Raw genomic sequence first — 20,297 nt, forward strand, 5'->3', positions numbered from 1 at the left:
CAGGCTGGCCGGCGCCTAAGGCGATCACCGCGGATTCGCCAGTGCCGCCGGCACCTTGAGCACCAGCAAGCCTCCCAGCATGATCGCCACCGCCAGCACCTGCAGGGCCAGCCCCGGGCTGCCGGCGGTATCGCGCATCCAACCGATCAGGTAAGGCGCCAGGAACGCCGCGATGCTGCCGAACGAACTGATCATGGCAATCCCGGTGGCCTGGGCAGCGCCCGCCAGGAACGCCGGCGGCAGTTGCCAGAACATCGGCAGAGCCGCGCTGGCGCCCATGCCGGCGACCACCAGCCCAGCCATCACCAGCACCGGGCTAGCTGGCACCAGGCCCGCCAGGGCGATGCCGGCGGCGGCCATCAGCAGCGGCACGCACAGGTGCCAACGACGTTCAGCCAGGCGATCGGACGAGCGCCCGCAGGCCAGCATGAACAGGCAGCCGGCCAGGTAGGGCATGGCACTGAGCAGGCCGACCTGGCCGTCGCTGCCGATACCGGCGCCATGGATCAGGCTGGGCATCCAGAACGCCAGGGTGTTGACCGCCAGCATCACCGCGAAATACACCGCCACCAGCAACCACACATGGGCATCGCTGAACAGCCCGCGCCAGGACGTGACCGGTTTGCGGCGCTGCTCGCCGGCCATTTCCGTGCGCAGGGCATGCTTTTGCGCGGTGCTCAGCCAGCTCACCTGCTCGAAGCTGTCCGGCAGGGCCTTGAGCACCAACAGGCCCAGCAGGACCACCGGCAAGCCCTCGATCAAGAACATCCACTGCCAGCCGCGCAGCGCGCCGTGGTCATGGAAGGCCTGGAGGATAGCGCCGGACAGCGGCCCGCCGAGCACCCCGGCCAGCGGCACGGCGATGGCGAACAGCGCGGTCACCTGGGCCCGGCGTCGGGCCGGGTACCAGCGGTTGAGCACCACCAGGATGCCGGGGAAGAAGCCCGCTTCGGCCACCCCCAGCAAAAAACGCAGGGCATAGAACCCGGTGGCGCCCTCGACGCTCATCATGGCGCTGGACAGCAGCCCCCAGGTGATCATCAGCGTGGCGATCCAGCGGCGCGGCCCGACCCGTTCCAGGGCCAGGTTGCTGGGCACGCCGAATAGCGCGTAGGCGATGAAGAACAGCCCGGCGCCAAAGCCGTAGACCGTGTCGGAAAAGCCCAGGTCGGCGCTCATCTGCATCTTGGCGAAGCCGATGTTGATGCGGTCCAGGTGGGCGAACAGGTAGCACACCAGCAATAGCGGCATCAGCCGCCAGGTAACACGGGCATGGGCGCTGGACGAGGCGAGCGCGCGGGGCGCGGCGGAGGTATCGGTCGGGTTCATGGTCCGGGCTGTTCTTGTTGTTGTCCCGGAAGATCATGCGGTGCGGCGAGGGCAGGGCAAATGCACTTTCAGCACGTTGGCTGGTATTTTTCCCGCGGCTCACTGCTGCGAGCAGTTGCCCATTTCGCGGTAGTCGACTTCGCGGGTCTGGCCCTGGCGGTCGATGTAGACCATGTGCGCGGTGCCGAGCTGGCAACTGGCGGCGTTGCTCGCCGGGGTGATCGAGATGACCTTGGCCACGTCGAGCGGCATGCCGTATTCGTAGGTTTGCGCTTCGGTGGCGGCAAAGGCGCCGAACGAAGCCAGCGAAGTGCAAAGGGCGATGAAGGCGAGTGAAGATTTCATGAGCAGCTCCTGTTTATGAAACATGCCTCATGATCCATTCATTTACGTTTCACAATAAATGGGCTATCCCGTGATAGATTCATGCCCATTATGTATGAATGAGGCATCAGCTCATGGATATGCTGCATGCAATGCGCACATTCGCCCGGGTCGTGGAATGCGGCAGCTTCGCGGCGGCGGCCACGGCCCTGGACATCTCGGCGGCGCAGGTGTCACGGATCGTTGCCGAACTGGAGAACCAGTTGCAGACCCGCCTGCTGCATCGCACCACCCGACGCCTGCGCATGAGCGAGGCGGGCGAGCGCTTCCTGGAACGTGCCCGGCAGATCATGTTGCTCACCGAAGAAGCCATGGACGAGGCCCGTGGTGCCCACCTGACTCCGCGTGGGCGCTTGCGCATCCATTGCACCCACGGCCTGGGGTTGTTGATGATGCCCCTGGTGGCGCGCTACAACGCGACCTGCCCGGAAGTGGTCATGGAGCTGACCCTGTCCCAGCGCAACCCCGACCCGCTGGCCGAAGGGCATGATGTGGTGATCGCCATCGGCCAGGGCCTGCCGGACTCGCAACTGATCGCCATCCCCTTGGGCAGCATCCACAGCATTCTGTGCGCCTCGCCTGACTACCTCGAGCGCCAGGGCGTGCCACGGCGCCCTGAAGACCTGCACGGGCATGTCTGCCTGCGCACGGTCGACCCGTTGTTCGAGGAGGACTGGTCGTTCGAAGGTAACCCGCAGGAGTGCGTGATCGTGCCGCAGGACACCTTCCTGACCAACGTCGCCGACGCGATGCTCAAGGCCACGGAGCTGGGCATGGGGATCGGGCTGCTGCCTTATTATTCGGCGAGCCTGGCGATGGAAGAAGGCCGCCTGCTGCGTTTGTTGGCCCCGCATCGGCTGCGCCAGCGCGAGATCTATGCGATCTACCCGTCGCGGCATTACCTGGATGCCAAGGTGCGCACCTGGCTGGATTATCTCAAGGCACAGTTGCCGTTGCTGTTCGCCGAGCACGAGCGGGTGGTGGAGCAGGCGCGGTATTGGCGTTGAACGGCCTGATTGGCGGCCCTGCCGGCAGGCGCCAACCTTGCTGGCGAATCACGCGCCCCGGTGCCTGGCACCGAGGGCGCCGCTGGTTCGCCGGCAAGGCCAGCTCCTACGGCAATTGCCTCAAACCTTAACGGCTGTCCTGGTCCTCGGCGGTACCTCCCGATGCCCCAGCGCCACTGCCGGTTGCCTCGCCGGTGCTATTGGAGCCGCCAGCGGCCCCGTCGGCGGCATCCGCACCGCTGCCGGTATCGTTGCTGTCATTGCTCCGGCCGCCGCCGGGAGCGTTCACGCTGCCATCCTCGCCGGCAGTCTTGCCCTTGGGCTGATCCCCCGATGAATGTTCACTGTGGCTGGAACCACCGTGCATGTCGGTGGCGGCGAAGCTGGCGGTCGAGGCCAGGCCCATGGCCAGGGCCAGCAGGACGGCGAGGGGGCGGTTACGGACCATGATGCGTCTCCTGTCGGATGAACTGTCATGGCTTTGGCCGTCGATGCGGCGCCGGGGTGCCGGCGGCGCGACGACCGGTCATGAGCAGGGCCGCGCAGCGGCCCTTGGCGGGCTCAGCCGAGGTCGGCCTGAGCGCTCGGGGGCGCGGCCTGCATCGCATCCAGGGTCGGATGTTCTTGGGCCGCGTGCATCAGGTCCTCGGTGACCCGCAGTTCGGCACCGGTCGGCGAGAAGGTCGCCGTCGGCGCGAACGGCGCCGGGTGTTCCGGGGCCGGGCGTTTGCCACGGCGCCACAGGAAGAACCCGACCATGGCCAGGTTGATCACCGCGAAGGCCCAGAACAGCCCGACCTCGCCGTAGGAGGTCATCATTGGCGAAATGGCCAGCGGCGCCAGTGCCGAACCCAGTGAGTTGATCAGCAGCAGGCCCTGGATCATCGGGACCAGCGCATCGGCCGGGGCGCGATCGGCGGCGCTGCTGACCGCCACCGGGTACAGCGCGAACACGCCGCCGCCGAGCAGGAACAGCAGGGCCGGCAGCAGCACGGTGTCGGTCGGCAGCAGCACGATCAGCAGCGACAGCACGGTACACAGCGCCGCCAGGGCGATCAGCACGGTCTGCCGGTCCTTGCGGTCGGACCAGCGGCCCACCGGGTATTGCAACAGCATGGCGCCGAGGATCACCCAGGCCATCATCCCGCCGACCTCACCCACATCCATGCCGATGCGCTGCAAGTACAGCGGCAGCAGGGTGTAGATCGCGGCAATGGCCACGCCGGAGCCAAAGCAGCCGACCAGCCCGGTCGGCGCCACGCCCAACAGTTGGCGCGGCTTGAGCGGCTCGACCTGGTCCAGCAGCGGCGATACCCGCGGCAGGATCACGATCGGCAGCACCGACAGCGTGGCCAGCATACCGGCGAGCATGAACGGCGCGGTATCGCCCAGCCGGGTGATCTCGCCGAGGCCGGCCTGGGCGATCACTCCGGCGCCGTAGAAGGCGATCATGTACAGCGCCAGCAGGCGACCGCGGATCTTGGCGTCGCCGGCCAGCAGCAACCAGCTCTCGATGACCAGGAACACGCCGACTGCGGCCCAGCCGTTGATCAGGCGCAGCACCGACCACCAGATGGTGTCGTAGAACAGCCCCTGCAGCAGGATGGTCGCACCGATCAACGCGGCGAAGCTGCTGTAGGCGCGGATATGGCCGATGCGCAGGATCAACCGGTCGTTGAACACCGCGCCCAGGGTCAGGCCGATGAAGTAGGTCGAGGAGACGATACCGATGGTGGTTGCCGATTCGCCGGCGGCGCCCAGGCGCAGAGTGGTCAGGGACGACAGGAAGCCATTGCCCAGGGCAATGATGAACAAGCCGAGCAGGGGGGCCAGCGCCATCGCCAGCAAACGCGCAGACATACGTACCTCAAGTTGGAACACGCGGATGTACGCCGTGTCGGCGTGCGAGCGCTGCGCTTGGGCAGGAGGCGCAAGGCCGGGGGCGACGGGAAAAGGAGGCGGGATTTTACGGTGTGTGGCGGATTTGCCAAGGGGGAGGTGCCTGCGACGAGAGGCCGCAGCGGTGTTTGTCCTGGCATTTACAGCGCCTGGGGCACCGAGCGCCGCCCGCACGGACGGCACTCGGTGCCCCAGATGCAGCCTGATTTGCGGCAAACACCCCTATTTCAATTGACCAGCAACCGCTCATGCACCCAGCCCTGTTCGGTCAGCACCATGCCGCGGGTTTCCTCCAAGGGTTGGCCAGCGCTGGCCACCGCCTGGCCAAGCCCGGCGATGCCCGCCTGCACCGCGCGATCGGCGGCCCAGCTCGGCAGGTCGGTCACCCGGTAGCTATAGGTGACCTGTGCCTGGGTGCGTCCCTGGCGCTCGCTGGGTTCACTGAAGCCCTTGATGGCGGTGACCTCGGCCTTGCCAAAGCACAACCCACCCAGGCTGCCAGCCTTGTTCCGGCGCACCTAGGGCTTGTAGTAGCGGCGGCCCTCGTCGGTGAGCTCGTAGGCATAGTAGATATCGGTGCGCGCCGGTTGCCAAAGGCGCTCGGGCACTTCGGTGCGGCTGATCTCGCGTTCGCTGACCACACCGACCTGGGCCAGCGCATGCAGGGCCTGGTTGGTTCCCTCGACATCGAAGTCGCGGGTGCGGGTAGGAAAAGCGCTGATCACGAAACAGTAGGGGTACTGGGTATCGAGGTAGGCCTGGGCGGCCTGGCGCAGGTCGGCTTCGTTGGGCTGCTGGCCCTCCGAGCAGCCGGCCAAGGTGGCCAGCAGTGCCAGCACTATGAGCTTCCTGTCCATCGTAAGGCTTCCTTGAATGTACGACGCCAGGATTAAAACCCGTGCCCCAGAGCCCCCGCAATCATGGCAAGACGACATATCGGCGAGGTTGTGCGGCGCTTGGCAAAGAACGCTGGCGTCGCGACTGCTGCTTGCCCGGCAATTTGCCTGTGCTCATCCATACTCTTCTGATCCGCCCCGGTTGCACCGGGGCCCGTCAACGAGGAGCAGGCGATGACCAAGGCCGGGGGCAGCAAACGCAAGCGCGACAACGGGTCGGAAAAGCTCGGACGCAAGCCCTACGAGGCGCAGCTCAAACGCCTGCACGTGGAGCTGGTCAAACTCCAGCAGTGGGTGTTGGCTAAGCGCCTTAAGGTATGCATCGTCTTCGAGGGCCGCGACGGTGCCGGCAAGGGCGGGACGATCAAGGCCATCACCGAACGGGTCAGCCCGCGGGTGTTCCGCGTGGTGGCGCTGCCAGCGCCCACCGAGCGGGAAAAGACCCAGATGTACGCCCAGCGCTACCTGACCCACCTGCCGGCCGCCGGCGAGGTGGTGATCTTCGACCGCAGCTGGTACAACCGCGCCGGGGTCGAGCGGGTGATGGGTTTTTGCAGCGACGAGCAGGCGCGCAAGTTCCTCACCGTGGTGCCGATGTTCGAGCGGATGATGGTCGAATCGGGGATCATCCTCATCAAGTATTGGCTCGAAGTCAGCGCCGAGGAGCAGACCCGGCGCCTGCAGGACCGTATCAACGACGGACGCAAGCTGTGGAAGCTGTCACCCATGGACGTCAAGTCCTATACCCGCTGGGACGACTACACCCGCGCCCGCGACGACATGTTCGCCGCCTCCGATTCATCCTGGGCCCCCTGGTACATGGCGCGCTCGGAAGACAAGCGCAAGGCGCGGCTGAACATCATCAACCATCTGTTGCAGCAGATCCCCTACAAGGACCTGCGCGGCGAACACAGAGTGGTGCTGCCCAAGCGCGGCAAGATCGGTAAATACAAGGCCCAGCCTTATCCGTTCAAGATGGTTGCCGAGTGCTTTTGACTCCGGAGGGCAGCATGCACGACAGCACTTTCAGGCCCGCTGTCGATGCGGCAGGTGGGAGCGCTGGTTGCCCGGCCTGCGGGCGCTGGCGATCCGTTCACGGCCATCATCCTGGTCAGTGCCATGGCCCTGGTGTCGGGGCTTACCTGCGTCGCGGTCGGTGCTGCTGCGCCAGGGCTTCATCACCGAACTTCTGTGCAAGCCGATCTGCTAAGGCTTTATGAACGGCATAGTCCTGACCGTGCTGAGCAGCCAAACGTCGAAGTTGTTCGGTATCCTGCATCGATGTCACCTTCGCCGACCTGCGAGTGGAGCTTAAGCGAGCCCTGCGCGGCGCGGGTGTCGAGTTGCGCATTGCCGATTTTACTGGACAATGCCCCCTTCTGTTTGATCGCAAGGATCAAAGCCCCCGAGTAAGTTGTATCAACGAGGATAACGATGCTGACCGCAATATTGCATGGGAAGGCAGGGCGAGTGGGGCTGGATGGACAATCGTTGAGCTGGCGCGAAGTATTCCGCCGACGTGAGGATTTGCTCAGCGCCGTTTTGTTCGGGCGAATGCCGTACTTGTCAGATCAGGCTCAAGCACATTTCGCCACTTTGCTATTGGGGCAGGAAATCGCCCAGGCATTGGGTCCCCTGGAGGATATCGCGTTCTGGCCGAAGTTGGGCAAGGAGGGAGCTGGATTCGTTGAACCGGATGTCGTCATCGAGTACACCCAGCACAGGATTCTGGTCGAAGTGAAACCACCGGCAGGAGGAAAACAGTCACTCGCTCAATGGCGTGTCGAGCTGCAGGCTCTGTATTTACAGGATGACGACTCCAAGCAAACGGTGCTGCTCGCACTAGGGAACAATCCTGCTCGATGGAAACAGTGGGTCGCGACCTTGCAGAGCGAATACGCTGATCGCCAGCTGCGCGTGGTATGTCGGGAGTGGAAGGCGCTGCATAAGGATCTGGTGGCGCACAGCACTCGGTCCCAGGGCCGGGATGCGAGGGTGTATGACGAGTGGCTCCAGGCATTTCGCCTGTTCGGCATGAGCGTCGAGGCCTTGCCCTTCAGAGACTTGCTTGCTCCGGCGCTCAGGCTTGGCGATCTACATTGCGCACTAGATGCTCTGCGATGTTGGCCGGCGTGCCTGGATGGGCGCGGCATGGGGGTGGATATTCGCATAACGGCAGTCACAACGGATGAGGGCATGCAACCGTGACAATCACTCAAAATGAGGCAGCCGCGCTGGTCAGACAAGTTCAAGGCGCCCACCGATTGCTGGCGGGCTATTATGGTCGGCTGCTGATGACGCTGGACAGTTTGGCGGCCAAGTTTGGTGCCAATTTCTGGTATTGGAATCCGATTGATTTTGATCGTCCATGCCGCTCGTATACGTCACCTACAAGTAAATGGTCATGGGATTTTCTGCCCTTGCTCAACGCCAACCTGGTCTATACCCGCACTGACGATATCCAGCAGGTCGCGATCCAGTTCAGGGTGTTGACGGACCCATCGTTGCTCAAGGAAAACCGTCGTGGCAACAACCAGCCCGATCCAGTTTCTCTGGCAACATCGACACCGTTGCTGCGGATCTACGCCTACAGGTTAAAGGACGGCTCGCCGCAAGCGATCAAAGATGCCTGGGATGATATGTCTTACCCTAAGAGCGAACCCCTAGAAGTCTGCGAGCTGTCGGAGCATGTCAGTTGCATCTGGTGGGAAAGTGACCTGGGTGATTTCATCGTATCCACCCAGGACACACTCTTGAAACTCACATCGTTCATTGCGCAGCCGCAAATACATGACGGACAGGATGGCTGAACCTCGCGTCTTGCCACACCGGGCACAAAGTTAGGCGATAAGCGCTAACGAGCAGTGATCGTGACGGCCAAGGACTATCATCGTTCGCGGGTATCGATACTCACCACCACCGACATCCCCGGCCTCAGGTGCCGGGCATCGGCCTGGTCGGCGTCGACGGTGATGCGCACCGGAATGCGCTGGGCGATCTTGACGAAGTTGCCGGTGGCGTTGTCGCCTTGCAGCAGGGCGAACTCGGAACCTGTGGCTGGCGAGATCTGCTGCACATGACCGCGTAGCTTGAGATGGTTGAGCGCATCGACGGTGAAGGTCGCCGCCTGGCCGATGCGCACGTTGGCCATCTGTGTCTCCTTCATGTTGGCGATCACCCACAGGGTGTCGGGCACCAGCGCCATCAACTGCGCGCCTGGGTTGACGTAGGCGCCCAGGCGAGTGCCGATCTGGCCGAGCTGGCCGTCGCGCGGGGCCTTGACCCGAGTGTTGTCGAGGTCGATGCGGGCCAGCTCCACGGCAGCCTTGGCGTTCTCCACCGAAGCCTCCAGGGCGGCGCGATTGACGATCACCGTTTCGCGGTCCTGGCGGGCGATCTCCAGCGCCGCCTTGGCCTGGGCCAGGCTGGCGATGGCGGCGGCCTGGCTGGCGCGGCTGAGGTCGAGTTCGCGGCGCGACACCGAGCCGTCGCTGACCAGCGCCTGGTTGCGCTGCAAGTCGGCGCGGGCCTTGTCGGCCTGAGCGGCTGCGTCGGTTATTGCCGCCTGGCGCTGGGCGATGGTGGCCTCGGCGCTATTGCGTTGCTGCAGGTTGTTGGCCAGCGCCGCCTGCTGCTGCTTGAGCTGGGCAATGGCCTGGGCCAGGCGCTGGGTGTAGATGCGGTCATCCAGGCGCACCAGTAGGTCGCCTTGCTTGACGAACTGGAAGTCGTGCACCGGCACCTCGACGATATAGCCCCCCAACTGCGGGCCGATGATCGTCACCTGGCCGCGTACCAGGGCATTCTCGGTGCTTTCGACGGCACTGCTGAACGGTGGCAGGCGCCAGGCATAGAGCACCAGCAGGATGCCAGCCAGGGCCACGGCAGCGAAGCTCAGCGACGACAGCAGGCGTACCCGCCGGGTGCGCGCCGGGCTGCTTGGCTCGCTGGGTGGCGAGCTGCCCTCTGGGGTTTCGGCGATGGCGGTTGTGGTGGTCGTTGGCGTTTCCTGGGTCATCGGGTCGGGGCACCACTGGTGGAGTTGAGGTAGCGCAGGTACAGGCTGCGGATGAAGATCCAGATCATGGTCAGGATAGCGATCACGCCGATCAGCATGAACACATCGTTGTAGGCCAGCACGTTGGCCTCGCGGGTTGCCGCGTTGGCCAGCAGGCGCATGCCCACCTCGTTGCGCAGCGCCGGGTCGACGATGACCCCGGCATAGCTGGCGCCGCCGCCCTGGATTCGCGCGCCGACCAGGGGTTCGAGGCTGCTGAGCTGCTCGACCAGGGTGCTGGAATGGAACTTCTCGCGCAGGGTCTGGAAGGTGCCCAGCAGCGCCGAGCCGATCAGCCCGCCGAGGTTGTTGCAGATACCGAACAGCACCGAAAAACTCACCAGGTTGCGCGGGTTGGCGCGCACATGGCTGATACCCAGGGCCATCGATGGGCCGAAGAAGAAAGTACTGCCGAAGGCCAGCAGGAATTGGCTCAGGTACATCTGCGCAGGGCGGGTGAGGTTGCTCGAGCTGCTGTCCATGAAGGCGCCAGTGGCCATCGCCGCCAGCGAGATGAACAGCGGCAGCACCAGGTGGGCGGGGTTGATGGTCAGGGCGCTGCTGGCCAGCCCGGCGATAGCGCCCAGCAGCATGATCGCGTAGAGCGTGCGCATCTGTTCGCTACTCATGTTCAGCGCCTGCAGAAAACCCACCGCGCCGGTGGATTGCTCGGAGGTGACCATGCGGATCAGGATCACGCACAGGGCCAGGCGGATAATCGCGCCGCTGCCCAGCCAGCGCGTCATCAACAGGGGGTTGCTGCGGTTATGCTCGATGGCCAGCCCCGAGAAGATCAGGGCGATGGCCGCCGCCAGTGCCACGCCGATCCACGGCGCATCCAGCCACCAGTCGATGCGCCCGAGCGACAGCGCCGCGCAGAGCAGGGCGGTACCGCTGGCCATCAGCGTGAAGGTGAGGAAATCCAGCGGCTCGAAGGTCTTGAAGCGGTCGCCCGGTGGCAGCTTGAGCAGCAGCACGCAACCCAGCGCCGCCAGCGCCAGGCCCAGTTCGAACAGGTACAGCCCGCGCCATTCGGCGATCTGCAGCAGATCCTCGGAGAAGATCCGCGCCAACGGCACCGCCAGCTGGGAGGCGCCCAGGCCCAACACCATGGCCTTGAGCCGCCACTGGGCGGGGAAGGCCTGGATCATGTAGTACAACCCCAGCGAGCTGAGCGCGGCGCCGACCATGCCGTGGGCGGCGCGCACGGCGATGGCCGAGTTGAGGTCGTTGACGAACAGGTGGGCGAAGGTGACCAGGGCATAGAGCACCAGGAACACCTCGGTGAAGGCGCGCAGGCCGAACTCCTGGCGAAACTTCACCAGCAGCAGGTTCATCGACACGTTGGTCATCACGAAGGCGGCCGGCAGCCAGGCCATCTCGGCGCTGGTGGCGCCCAGGGCGCCTTGCAGGAACGGCAGGTTGGCCACCACCAACGCGTTGCCCAGGCCACCGGTGATGGCCACCAGCAGGCCGACCACGCCGAAGGCCAGGCGCTTGGCCGGTGCGTGCAGGGGCGTGGAAGGCGAACCGGGCAGGCTGGGCTTTTCGTGGGGCAGCCACTGGCGAGGGGCGAATTTATCCATCGGGTTGTCCGTTACCGCAGGTCAGCTGACTTTACGTGAGAGGCGGGGCCTTGGAAACCGCAGCTCACAGGGTGAGCGACAGGCGCATGGCGCAGCGGTTCTGCAGGCCGTGGGCGAGTTCCGCGGCGAGCACGGCTGAAAGGCGCGCGTCGAGTTGCCGGGCGGGTAGCGAGACGAAACCATAGCGCTGGTAGAACGGGGCGTTCCAGGGCACCTCGGCGAAGGTGGTCAGGGTCAGGCAGCGCTGGCCGTGCTGGCGGGCGTATGCGCCGGCCTGGTCGAGCAAGCGCCGCCCCAGCCCATGGCCCTGGGCCTCGAGGCGCACCGACAGCTCGTCGATGTGCAGGGCGTCGCCTGCGACCGTCGCGCAGAGAAAACCCACCGGGGTGTCCAGTTCATCCACCGCGACCCAACTGCTGGCGGCGCTGACATACGCCAGGTGGTCGCTTTCAGCCATGACGGCGCTGTCGGCCAGCCAGGCCAGGGTCGGCAGTTGCCGGAAGGCCTGGGCGGCCGAACGCTCGAGGGCGGGCAGCAGGGCTACGTCGCGGGTGAGGGTGGGACGAATGCGCATGGTAAAGGCCTGGTTGTGAGACTTGGGGGGTAGGAGCCAGCTTGCTGGCGAACCAGGCCACAGGGTGAATGGCGCCGGCAAGGCCGGCTCCTACAAAGGGCCGAGTGTGCCAGATCCTCGTGCAAGGGTGTTGCAATGTAATTGTTATAACGTAACATCCAGGCTCTTCCTTTTGCCCAGGACCGCCCCCGTGATCCGCAAGAACCCCTCCGGCCATCTCCCTGAAATCGCCGAGTCGGCCTACATCGACCACACCGCCATCATCTGCGGCAAGGTGATTATCCATGCCAACGTGTTCGTCGGCCCCTACGCAGTGATCCGCGCCGATGAGGTGGACGCCAGTGGCGACATGCAGCCGATCGTCATCGGCGCCAACTCCAACATCCAGGATGGCGTGGTGATCCATTCCAAGTCCGGCGCCGCGGTGCGCATCGGCCAGTACAGCTCCATTGCCCATCGCTCCATCGTGCATGGCCCCTGCGAGGTGGGCGACCGGGTGTTCATCGGCTTCAACAGCGTGCTGTTCAACTGCAAGGTCGGCGACGGCAGCGTGGTGCGGCACAACTCGGTGGTCGACGGCCGGGACCTGCCGCCGCGCTTCTACGTGCCGCCCACCGAGCACATCGGCCCGCACACCGACCTGACCAGCTACCCGCCGGTCAGCGTATCGGCTGCGGAGTTCTCCGAGGACGTGGCGCGCACCAACATCGACCTGGTCCAGGGCTACAAGGCCCTGCAGAACGAGTTCTGACGATGAACAACTTGTTGGTGCGCAACGCCCGGTTGGTCAATGAGGGGCGCGAATTCGAAGCCGACCTGCTGGTGCGCAATGGCCGCATCGAGCGGATCGCCGGTAGCCTCGGCAACGTCCAGGCGGCGTTGGAGCTCGATGCCGCAGGGGCCTGGCTGTTGCCGGGGATGATCGACGACCAGGTGCATTTTCGTGAGCCGGGCGCGCCGCACAAAGGCAGCATCGCCAGCGAGTCGCGGGCGGCGGTGGCAGGTGGCATCACCAGTTTCATGGACATGCCCAACACCCAGCCCGCGACCCTGACCCTAGAGGCTCTGGCCGACAAGCAGCGGCGCGCGGCCGCCGGCTCAAGGGCCAACTACGGTTTCCACTTCGGCGTCAGCCACGACAACCTCGACACCATCGCCGCCCTCGACCCCTGCGTAGTGGCCGGGATCAAGGTGTTCATGGGCGCCTCCACCGGCAACCTGCTGGTGGACGACCCGCAGGTGCTGGAGAAGCTGTTCATCTATGCGCCGACCATTGTCCTGGCTCATTGCGAGCACACCCCGAGCATCCTCGAAAACGAGGGTTGGTGGCGCAGCCGCCACGGCGAGTTCATTCCGCCGGCGGCGCACCCATTGATCCGCGACGCCGAGGTTTGCTACCGCTCATCCAGCCTGGCGGTGGAGCTGGCCCGGCGCTTCGGCACGCGCCTGCACGTGCTGCACCTGACCACCGCGCGCGAGCTTGGGTTGTTCCAACCGGGGCCTGTGGCCGGCAAACACATCACCGCCGAAGTGTGCCTGCATCACCTGCTGTTCGACGACAGCGACTACGCCACCCTTGGGCATCTGCTCAAGTGCAACCCGGCAGTCAAGACCGGCAGCGACCGCGATGCCCTGCGTCGGGCGTTGGCCTGCGACCTGATCGACGTGATCGGCACCGACCATGCGCCGCACACTCTGGAGGAAAAGCGCCGGGTCTACACCCGTGCCCCGGCCGGACTGCCGCTGGTGCAGCATGCGCTGCCGGCAGCGCTTGAGTTGGTCAGTGAGGGGGTGTTGAGCATGCCCCAGGTGGTGCGCAAGACCAGTCACGCGGTGGCCGAGCTGTTCGCCATTCGCGAGCGGGGTTTTCTGCGCGAGGGTTACTGGGCCGACTTCGCCCTGGTCGAGCGCCTGACCACGCCGCGTCCGGCAGCCGACGACCCGGTGCTGGCGCGCTGCGGCTGGACTCCATTCCAGCAGCGCAGCTTCCACCACGTAGTGCGCAGCACGGTGGTGTCGGGGCAACTGGCCTGGCACCTGGGACGGGTGCGCGATCAGTGCCAGGGCCTGCCATTGCTGTTCGACCGCTGACAGCGTGGGGCTGCGTCGCAGCCCTGTGGGAGCGGGCTTGCCCCGCGAAAAGGCGCTTGGCGCCTGGCTTTTGGGATGTTTTCCATGACTGAAGAACAACTGCTGCAACAACCCGCCACCGCCTACATGAACGAACCGCAGCGCCAGTACTTTCGCAACCTGCTGCTGGCCCAGCGCGCAGCCTTGCAGGTACGTATCGAGCAAGATTTCCGTGCCTTGCGCGAACAGGAGGTGCACAGCGACCCTGCCGACATCGGCAGCGCCGAGCAAGAGCGGCATTGGCAACTGCGCACCCTGGAGCGGGAAAAGAAGCTGCTGGACAAGCTCGACCAGGCGCTGGAGCGCCTGGCCCGAGGGGACTACGGCTGGTGCGCCGAGACCGGCGAGCCGATCGGTCTGCGCCGCCTGTTGCTGCGACCCACCGCCACCCTGTGCATCGAGGCCAAGGAGCGCCAGGAGTTGCGCGAGCGGCATGTGCGCGATGACGTCTAGTCGCTGTTCAGACCCTGGACCTGGAGCTGCCAGCGCACCGAGCTGACGCCTTTCTCCAGGCTTACCCGGCCGACCAGGCGCTCCAGCTGGGTCGGCGCCTGCGGCGTGCCGAGCAGTTCGGCGCGCACTTCCAGGCGCGCAGGGTCGGCCAGGTCCTCGCTGTGCAGCGACTGTAGGCGTAGCCCTGGGTCGCTCAGGCTGTGCAGCATCAGGCTGCGCACCTGGATCTCGTCTTCGGAGCGGCAAACGATGCGCACTTCAAAGCGCTGCTCCACCTCGCTGGCCGGCAGCACTTCCTGGCGGTCCAGGCGCTGGGCCAGGTCGCGCAGCAGGATATTCGCGCACAGCACCACCAGGCTGCCCAGGCTGGCCTCGAGCAGCAGGCCGAGGCTGCACAGTACGCCGATCGCGGCGGTGCACCAGAGAGTGGCGGCGGTGTTCAGGCCGCGCACGTTGAAGCCGTCGCGCATGATCACGCCGCCGCCAAGAAAACCGATGCCCGACACCACATAGGCGGCGATGCGCGAGGCATCGGTGGGGGCCATGCCCGGCACCGCCTGGGTCATCAGCACGAACAGGCAGGCGCCGGTGCTGACCAGCGCGTTGGTGCGCAGGCCGGTCAGGCGTTGGCGCAGTTGACGCTCGGCGCCGATCAGCGCGCCGAGCAGCAGGGCCACGCTGACGCGCAGCAGAAAGACTTTCCAATCCATAGCGAACCTCGTTCCACGGGTGAATACCCGTTCAGGCGCCGGTCCAAAGGCGGCGCGATTGAAAGCAACGAATGCGCAGGACCACCGACCCGGCCCGTCAGCGGGCAAGGTATGAGGAAACAGGGGGAAGAACCGGCCGCCAAGGGCCGGGGAACCACCGTCTACCGTGTGCGGCAAGACAGTGGCAGGGACGCTGCCGGACTAGCTCGCCGTGTGGGCCTGTCGCAATCGACTGGGGCTACTGTCCAATGCAGGGGTCTCCTGTGAGGGGATGCTTGAGTGCGCGGCGGACCATACGCCTCGACCTGCTCGGGGTCAAGGCGTGGCGCATGACGATTGTGTTACGCCAGGCGCTGGCAGACGTAGGCCTGGGTCTGGTAGGGGAAGGCGATGCTGTCACGGCCCTTGAGGTCCGGGTGGCTATCGATCAAGGCCTGCAACTGGCCCATGACCTTGTCTTGTTCGGCCTGGGGCAGGGCGGCGATGAAGCTCACCGAGCGCAGGCGTTCGAGAATCACCGTTTGCGGGCTGCCGACGTGGGCGTGGGGCAGGGTGGTCAACTGCGGTGCACTGAACCAGCGGCCATCGAAGGCGTCGCGCCAGCGCCCGGTATGGAAACGGGGTGTGTCACCTTCGTAGGGGGTGATGATCGCGGTGATGCGCGCCACCCAGTCCACCGACTCGTCGCGCACGTTCCACACCAGGCCCAGGCGGCCACCGGAGGCCAGCACCCGGTGCATCTCGGCCAGGGCGGCGCTGTCGGCGAACCAGTGAAAGGCCTGGGCGCACACCACCACCTGCTGGCTGGCGTCGGCCACCGGGATGTGCTGGGCGGTACCGTCGAGCACCGGCACCTGCGCCAGGTGTTCGGTGAACTGCCCGCGCATCGCCGCCACCGGCTCGACGGCCGTCAACCGCGGCGCAAGGGTACTGAGCAGACGGGTGAACTTGCCGGTGCCGGCGCCCAGGTCCAGCACCGCTGTGCCGTTGGCAATGCCCAAGGTGTGGCGCAGCCAGTCCTGCAAGGCGGCGGGATAGTCCGGCCGGCCTTGCTCGTAGTTGCCCGAGTAGCGGGTGTAGCCGGTGCTGGCTGCTGCGTGTACATCCTTCATGGAAAACCCCTCCGAATGACCTGCCGGCAATGTTACCCTTGCGGCTTTCGTTGCCAACCCCCGGATCGTCTGATGTTGTTCAATCTCGCCGTGCTGTTCGGCACCCTGGTGGCCATGGAGGGCGTCGGCACGCTGGCCCACAAGTACGTCATGCATGGCTGGGGCTGGTGGTTGCACCGTTCGCACCATGAGCCGCAGCTGGGCATGCTGGAGACCAACGACCTGTACCTGGTTGCCCTGGGCCTTGTCGCCTTGGCCCTGGTGGCGCTGGGCAAGGCCGGGCATGCGCCGCTGCAGTGGGTCGGCGCAGGGGTGGCAGGGTATGGCGTGGCCTATGTGCTGGCCCACGATGGTTTTTTCCACCGGCACTGGCCGCGGGCGCCGAAACCGGTCAATCGCTACCTCAAGCGCCTGTACCGTGCGCACCGCCTGCACCATGCGGTGAAGGGGCGCCAGGGCTGCGTGTCGTTCGGGTTCTTCTATGCGCCGCCGCTGCGCGTGCTGAAGCGGCAGTTGAAGCAGCGGCGCGGCTGAGGCGCACGGTTACCGGAGGCGGGCCTGGTTCGCCAGCAAGGTTGGCGTCTAGGGTGCCGGTGGCAGTGGGGCGACCACTTCCGCGGCGCGCTGCCCGCGGCTGACCCACCAGCCGAACCCCGCCGCGGTGAAGAACATGATCAAGCTGTAGATTGCCGCCGGCACCGCCATGGTGGCGTTGTTCAGCAGCGAAGGGCTAAGCGCCAGGGCGATGGCCAGGGTGCCGTTGTGGATGCCGATCTCCATGCCGATGGCAATCGCCTGGCGCTTGGGAATGCGCAACAGCCGTGGCAGCCAGTAGCCCACCCCCAGGCTGAGCAGGTTGAACAGCAACGCTGCGCCGCCAACGATCGGCGCGTACTCGACCACCGTCTGCCAGTCCTTGGCCAGCGCCAGGACAATGGTGAAGGCCAGGAACAGCGCCGCCACCAGTTTCATGGGTTTCTCCATGCGCGCGGCGAAGCCCGGTGCCCAGTGCCGTATCAGCATGCCCAGCGCCACTGGCAACAGGACGATGGCGAACACCTGCATGACCTTGGCAAATTGCAGCGGGATGGCCTGGTCGGAGGCCATGAACCAGGTCAGCGACAGGTTCACCAACAACGGCATGGTGAGGATGGCGATCAGCGAGTTGACCGCGGTCAGGGTGATGTTCAGCGCCACATCGCCATGGGCCAGGTGGCTGAACAGGTTGGCGGTGGTGCCGCCCGGCGAGGCGGCCAGCAGCATAAGGCCCACCGCCAGCGCCGATTCCAGGCCAAAACCGTTGGCAATCAGAAAGCACACCAGCGGCAGCAGCAGGATCTGGCACGCCAGGCCGACTACCACCGGCTTGGGGTACTTCACTACCCGGGCGAAGTCGGCCAGGGTCAGCGACAGGCCCAGGCCAAGCATGATGATGCCCAGGGCCAGGGGCAGGATGGCGGTCAGCAGGGGCGAGGCGGTCATGGGCGGGTTCTCGGGCGAAGGATTTTTCGAGTGTAGGCGGCGCCTGAACGATAGCTAATTGCAATGCGCGAGCTTTGGTAACCGTTTATTACCAAGGCTGTGCGCCCGCGTCGCGTTGCGGTCAGGCGCCTGGCGCAGTAGCATTCGCGCTTTTGCCGAGGATTCGCCCGTCATGCCGTTCCAGCAAGGTCTGCTTGCCACCCCGGTGCCGGCCCATGCCCGCCACCTGTTTTTTGCCCTGGATTCGCACGAGGCCCTGCCAGGGGTACTCGACCAGTTGATCACCCAGGTCGACGGCCAGAATCTGATCCTCGCTATCGGCGCGCCCCTGGTCAAAGCCTTGGGCCGTGAAGTGCCGGGGCTGCGCAGTTTCCCGCAACTGGACGCGGTGGTGGAGAACCCGGCGACCCAGCACGCCCTGTGGCTGTGGCTGCGCGGTGACGAGCGCGGCGAGCTGTTCCTGCGCGCCGAAGCCTTGCGCCAGTTGCTGGCCCCGGCGTTGCGCCTGGTCGATAGCGTCGACGGCTTCCTGCATCGCGGTGGCCACGACCTGACCGGTTATGAAGACGGCACCGAGAACCCGGTGGACGAAGACGCCGTGGCCGCCGCCATCGTGCCTGGCGATATGCCGGGCCTGGCCGGCTCCAGCTTCGCCGCTTTCCAGCTGTGGAAGCATGACCTGAACTACTTCAAGTCGCTGCCTCAGGCCGAGCAGGACAACATCATCGGTCGCCGCCTGAGCGACAACGAAGAGCTCGACGACGCGCCGGCATCGGCCCATGTCAAGCGTACCGCCCAGGAGAGCTTCGAGCCCGAGGCGTTCGTGGTACGCCGTTCGCTGGCCTGGGCCGACGAGCGCGGCGCGGGCCTGGCATTCGTTGCCCTGGGCTTCTCGCTGGACGCCTTCGAAGTGCAGCTGCGGCGCATGAGCGGGCTGGAAGATGGCGTGATCGACGGCTTGTACCGCTTCAGCCGGCCGTTGAGCGGCGGCTACTACTGGTGCCCGCCACTGGCTGCTGAAGGCGCCGACCTGAGCTTGCTGCTGGGCTGAATCCAGCAATGGCCTGCGCTGGAGCCAAGCATCGCCTTGCCTGGTGCGCGGCGCCCTAGGCTTTGTATGAAAAGTCTTGAGACGGAGGTCAGGCAAGGCGAAAACAGCCGAGCAAGCGCAGTGTACTGGAGTACATGAGCATTGCGAGGCTGTTTTCAACGCAGCATGAACGAGTATCAAGGCTTTTCGTACAGAGCCTAGAACGGCACCGCCACCGTCAGCTGGCTATACAGGTTAGTGCCACTACCCACCTGATTGCCGCCATTGCTCTGATCCTTGCGCGGCTTGAACAGCCCCAGCAGTGGGGTGACGATCAGGTGCGGGGTCACCGCCCATTCCACATACAGGTCCAGCTCCTGGGCATCCAGGTTCAGGTGGTCGCGGCTGCGCACGGTATTGAAGTCGAAGTACAGCGCGCCGAGGGTGACATCGTCCCGCGGCGTGGCCTTGAGGCCGACATGGTGGATGCCGCTGTTGGTGTTGAAGGGGCCGGCGTAGTTGCCGGCCACCTCGCCCTGGATCCAGGTGCCGTAGCCGCTGGACAACCCGGTGAACAGCAAGTCCCAGCCCGCAGAGTAGCGTGTGTAGCGGTAGGTCAGTTGCGGCGCCCAACGCGCTTCGGCGAAGGTATAGCCAGCCTCGCCGTACCAGGCGGTCTCGCTGCCGCCGCGCTTGTCCTGCCAGGCGTATTCGAAGGCGAAACGGGTGTTTTCCAGCCCGGCGCTGCCTTCGCCACGCAGGCTGTATACATCCATGCCTTCACGGGCCTTCTGGAACTCGCTGGCCCACTGGTCGGCGACATCGATACCGTGAATATAGGTCAGCCCCAGGGTGCCCAGGTCGTGGGTATAGTCCAGGGTGCCAGCGGCCAGCTCGGTCTCGGCCTGGGCGCGGTTATCGGACTTGAGCCAAAGCACGCTGCCGTGCAGGCCTTCCTTGCCGCCCAGGCGCAGTACCGCGGTGCGGTCGAAGGCATGGCGAGCCCCCAGATAGAACCCCCCGCCACGGTTGAGCTGGCCATCGGCCGGGCCCTTGCCAAGGTTGGGGCCGTCATCGTTGATCAAAAAGCCGCTCCCCAGCTGGATCACCTGGCGGCCGCCGGAAATGTCCACGCCGTCCTGGCCCAGCAACGGGAACAGTGCGCCGGAGCGCCAGCCCAAGTAGGCGTCCTCGATCTTGGTGGTGCGCTCGGAGCCGTCCTGGTTGCCGCCGGCATCGCCATCGCCCCAGGCGCCGGAGCTGACCCACTGCAGCGAGCCGTACAGCGTACCGTTGCTGCCCAGGCCCTGGTCGCCGCTGAGCCCGTACTTGACGAAGCCTTCGCGCCAGGTCGAGCCGCCGGGCCTGCCATCGTAGTTGTGACGGCTATTGAACATGCCCCAAACGGCGAGCAGGTCGGCATTCAGATGGGTGTCGTCGTCGGCGTACAGTTCATAGGCCGAGCTGGCCGGGCCGTGGACCAGCAAGGTCAGGGCTGCGGCCAGGGCGGTGCGACGTGGGTTCAGACGCATGGAGCGATCCTCGTTTGTTGTGTGCGGTCTTGGTTGCCGCGTTGTTGTGGAGGCAGGTTGCGCGGGTATTAGCGCCTGGAAGCCAGGCGGCGGTCTTGCTCGTGGCTGCCAGGCGG

Annotated in this window: 21 protein-coding genes and 1 pseudogene; 9 read left to right on the forward strand and 13 right to left on the reverse strand. The window is 65.5% G+C overall.

Annotation, left to right across the window (positions count from 1 at the left end):
- Positions 1–24: 24 nt before the first annotated feature.
- Together E3U47_RS07870 and E3U47_RS07875 are read right to left on the reverse strand one after the other, a co-directional pair.
- On the reverse strand, positions 25–1,329 hold the full coding sequence (locus E3U47_RS07870; protein WP_134690521.1) for an MFS transporter: 1,305 nt from the start codon (positions 1,327–1,329) through the stop codon (positions 25–27).
- 99 nt (positions 1,330–1,428) lie between these two features.
- On the reverse strand, positions 1,429–1,674 hold the full coding sequence (locus E3U47_RS07875; RefSeq protein WP_134690523.1) for a DUF2790 domain-containing protein: 246 nt from the start codon (positions 1,672–1,674) through the stop codon (positions 1,429–1,431).
- A 113-nt stretch (positions 1,675–1,787) separates the two neighbouring features.
- Between E3U47_RS07875 and E3U47_RS07880 the strand changes: the two genes are divergently transcribed.
- On the forward strand, positions 1,788–2,720 hold the full coding sequence (locus E3U47_RS07880) for a LysR family transcriptional regulator (RefSeq protein ID WP_134690525.1): 933 nt from the start codon (positions 1,788–1,790) through the stop codon (positions 2,718–2,720).
- Between the two features lie 127 nt (positions 2,721–2,847).
- Here E3U47_RS07880 and E3U47_RS07885 read toward each other — a convergent pair whose 3' ends face one another.
- The 3 genes and pseudogenes from E3U47_RS07885 to E3U47_RS07895 all read right to left on the reverse strand — a co-directional run bounded on the left by E3U47_RS07885 (position 2,848) and on the right by E3U47_RS07895 (position 5,476).
- Complete coding sequence (locus E3U47_RS07885; protein ID WP_134690527.1) at positions 2,848–3,168, reverse strand: hypothetical protein; 321 nt, start codon at positions 3,166–3,168, stop codon at positions 2,848–2,850.
- Positions 3,169–3,281: 113 nt separating this feature from the next.
- The gene (locus E3U47_RS07890; RefSeq protein ID WP_134690529.1) at positions 3,282–4,580 is read right to left on the reverse strand and encodes an MFS transporter; all 1,299 of its coding nucleotides are present in this window, start codon (positions 4,578–4,580) and stop codon (positions 3,282–3,284) included.
- A 266-nt stretch (positions 4,581–4,846) separates the two neighbouring features.
- Positions 4,847–5,476 (reverse strand): annotated as a pseudogene (locus E3U47_RS07895) (hypothetical protein).
- A 213-nt stretch (positions 5,477–5,689) separates the two neighbouring features.
- Here E3U47_RS07895 and ppk2 point away from each other — a divergent pair.
- Positions 5,690–6,511: a polyphosphate kinase 2 gene (gene ppk2, locus E3U47_RS07900; RefSeq protein ID WP_134690531.1), complete on the forward strand. Its 822-nt coding sequence runs from the start codon at positions 5,690–5,692 to the stop codon at positions 6,509–6,511.
- A 30-nt stretch (positions 6,512–6,541) separates the two neighbouring features.
- Here the strand turns inward: ppk2 and E3U47_RS24930 are convergent, their stop codons facing one another.
- The gene (locus E3U47_RS24930) at positions 6,542–6,694 is read right to left on the reverse strand and encodes a hypothetical protein (RefSeq protein ID WP_167659452.1); all 153 of its coding nucleotides are present in this window, start codon (positions 6,692–6,694) and stop codon (positions 6,542–6,544) included.
- Between the two features lie 255 nt (positions 6,695–6,949).
- Between E3U47_RS24930 and E3U47_RS07910 the strand changes: the two genes are divergently transcribed.
- Together E3U47_RS07910 and E3U47_RS07915 are read left to right on the forward strand one after the other, a co-directional pair.
- Entirely contained in the window at positions 6,950–7,723 is a 774-nt protein-coding gene (locus E3U47_RS07910; protein ID WP_134690533.1) for a hypothetical protein, read from the forward strand.
- Positions 7,720–8,325, forward strand: coding sequence for a hypothetical protein (locus tag E3U47_RS07915; protein ID WP_134690535.1), 606 nt, complete (start codon positions 7,720–7,722; stop codon positions 8,323–8,325). The genes E3U47_RS07910 and E3U47_RS07915 overlap by 4 nt, the downstream gene beginning before the upstream one ends.
- 77 nt (positions 8,326–8,402) lie before the next feature.
- Here E3U47_RS07915 and E3U47_RS07920 read toward each other — a convergent pair whose 3' ends face one another.
- The 3 genes from E3U47_RS07920 to E3U47_RS07930 all read right to left on the reverse strand — a co-directional run bounded on the left by E3U47_RS07920 (position 8,403) and on the right by E3U47_RS07930 (position 11,732).
- On the reverse strand, positions 8,403–9,533 hold the full coding sequence (locus tag E3U47_RS07920; RefSeq protein ID WP_134690537.1) for an HlyD family secretion protein: 1,131 nt from the start codon (positions 9,531–9,533) through the stop codon (positions 8,403–8,405).
- Positions 9,530–11,158, reverse strand: coding sequence for an MFS transporter (locus tag E3U47_RS07925; RefSeq protein ID WP_134690539.1), 1,629 nt, complete (start codon positions 11,156–11,158; stop codon positions 9,530–9,532). Before E3U47_RS07925 ends, E3U47_RS07920 begins: the two co-directional genes overlap by 4 nt.
- Positions 11,159–11,222: 64 nt before the next feature.
- A complete protein-coding gene (locus E3U47_RS07930; protein ID WP_134690541.1) occupies positions 11,223–11,732 on the reverse strand; it encodes a GNAT family N-acetyltransferase in 510 nt (169 codons plus the stop codon).
- Between the two features lie 190 nt (positions 11,733–11,922).
- Here E3U47_RS07930 and E3U47_RS07935 point away from each other — a divergent pair, with 190 nt between their 5' ends.
- The 3 genes from E3U47_RS07935 to dksA all read left to right on the forward strand — a co-directional run bounded on the left by E3U47_RS07935 (position 11,923) and on the right by dksA (position 14,315).
- Positions 11,923–12,483 carry a carbonate dehydratase gene (locus tag E3U47_RS07935; protein ID WP_134690543.1) on the forward strand — a complete coding sequence of 187 codons (561 nt, stop codon included), beginning with the start codon at positions 11,923–11,925 and terminating at the stop codon, positions 12,481–12,483.
- Between the two features lie 2 nt (positions 12,484–12,485).
- A complete protein-coding gene (locus E3U47_RS07940; RefSeq protein ID WP_134690545.1) occupies positions 12,486–13,823 on the forward strand; it encodes a dihydroorotase in 1,338 nt (445 codons plus the stop codon).
- Positions 13,824–13,907: 84 nt separating this feature from the next.
- On the forward strand, positions 13,908–14,315 hold the full coding sequence (gene dksA, locus E3U47_RS07945) for an RNA polymerase-binding protein DksA (protein WP_134690547.1): 408 nt from the start codon (positions 13,908–13,910) through the stop codon (positions 14,313–14,315).
- Here dksA and E3U47_RS07950 read toward each other — a convergent pair.
- Both E3U47_RS07950 and E3U47_RS07955 read right to left on the reverse strand, forming a co-directional pair.
- Positions 14,312–15,025 carry an MgtC/SapB family protein gene (locus tag E3U47_RS07950; protein ID WP_134690549.1) on the reverse strand — a complete coding sequence of 238 codons (714 nt, stop codon included), beginning with the start codon at positions 15,023–15,025 and terminating at the stop codon, positions 14,312–14,314. The genes dksA and E3U47_RS07950 overlap by 4 nt on opposite strands.
- A gap of 341 nt (positions 15,026–15,366) precedes the next feature.
- On the reverse strand, positions 15,367–16,137 hold the full coding sequence (locus E3U47_RS07955) for a class I SAM-dependent methyltransferase (RefSeq protein ID WP_134690551.1): 771 nt from the start codon (positions 16,135–16,137) through the stop codon (positions 15,367–15,369).
- Between the two features lie 72 nt (positions 16,138–16,209).
- Here E3U47_RS07955 and E3U47_RS07960 point away from each other — a divergent pair, with 72 nt between their 5' ends.
- Entirely contained in the window at positions 16,210–16,671 is a 462-nt protein-coding gene (locus E3U47_RS07960; RefSeq protein WP_134690552.1) for a sterol desaturase family protein, read from the forward strand.
- A 48-nt stretch (positions 16,672–16,719) separates the two neighbouring features.
- On the opposite strand, the gene E3U47_RS07965 is transcribed toward E3U47_RS07960, so the two are convergent.
- Entirely contained in the window at positions 16,720–17,619 is a 900-nt protein-coding gene (locus E3U47_RS07965; protein WP_134690554.1) for a bile acid:sodium symporter family protein, read from the reverse strand.
- Between the two features lie 172 nt (positions 17,620–17,791).
- Here E3U47_RS07965 and E3U47_RS07970 point away from each other — a divergent pair, with 172 nt between their 5' ends.
- On the forward strand, positions 17,792–18,670 hold the full coding sequence (locus tag E3U47_RS07970) for a Dyp-type peroxidase (protein ID WP_134690556.1): 879 nt from the start codon (positions 17,792–17,794) through the stop codon (positions 18,668–18,670).
- 197 nt (positions 18,671–18,867) lie between these two features.
- On the opposite strand, the gene E3U47_RS07975 is transcribed toward E3U47_RS07970, so the two are convergent.
- Entirely contained in the window at positions 18,868–20,181 is a 1,314-nt protein-coding gene (locus E3U47_RS07975; RefSeq protein WP_134690558.1) for a hypothetical protein, read from the reverse strand.
- Positions 20,182–20,297: the final 116 nt, after the last annotated feature.

The sequence above is a fragment of the Pseudomonas sp. RIT623 genome, from assembly GCF_004519305.1.
GTDB lineage: Bacteria > Pseudomonadota > Gammaproteobacteria > Pseudomonadales > Pseudomonadaceae > Aquipseudomonas.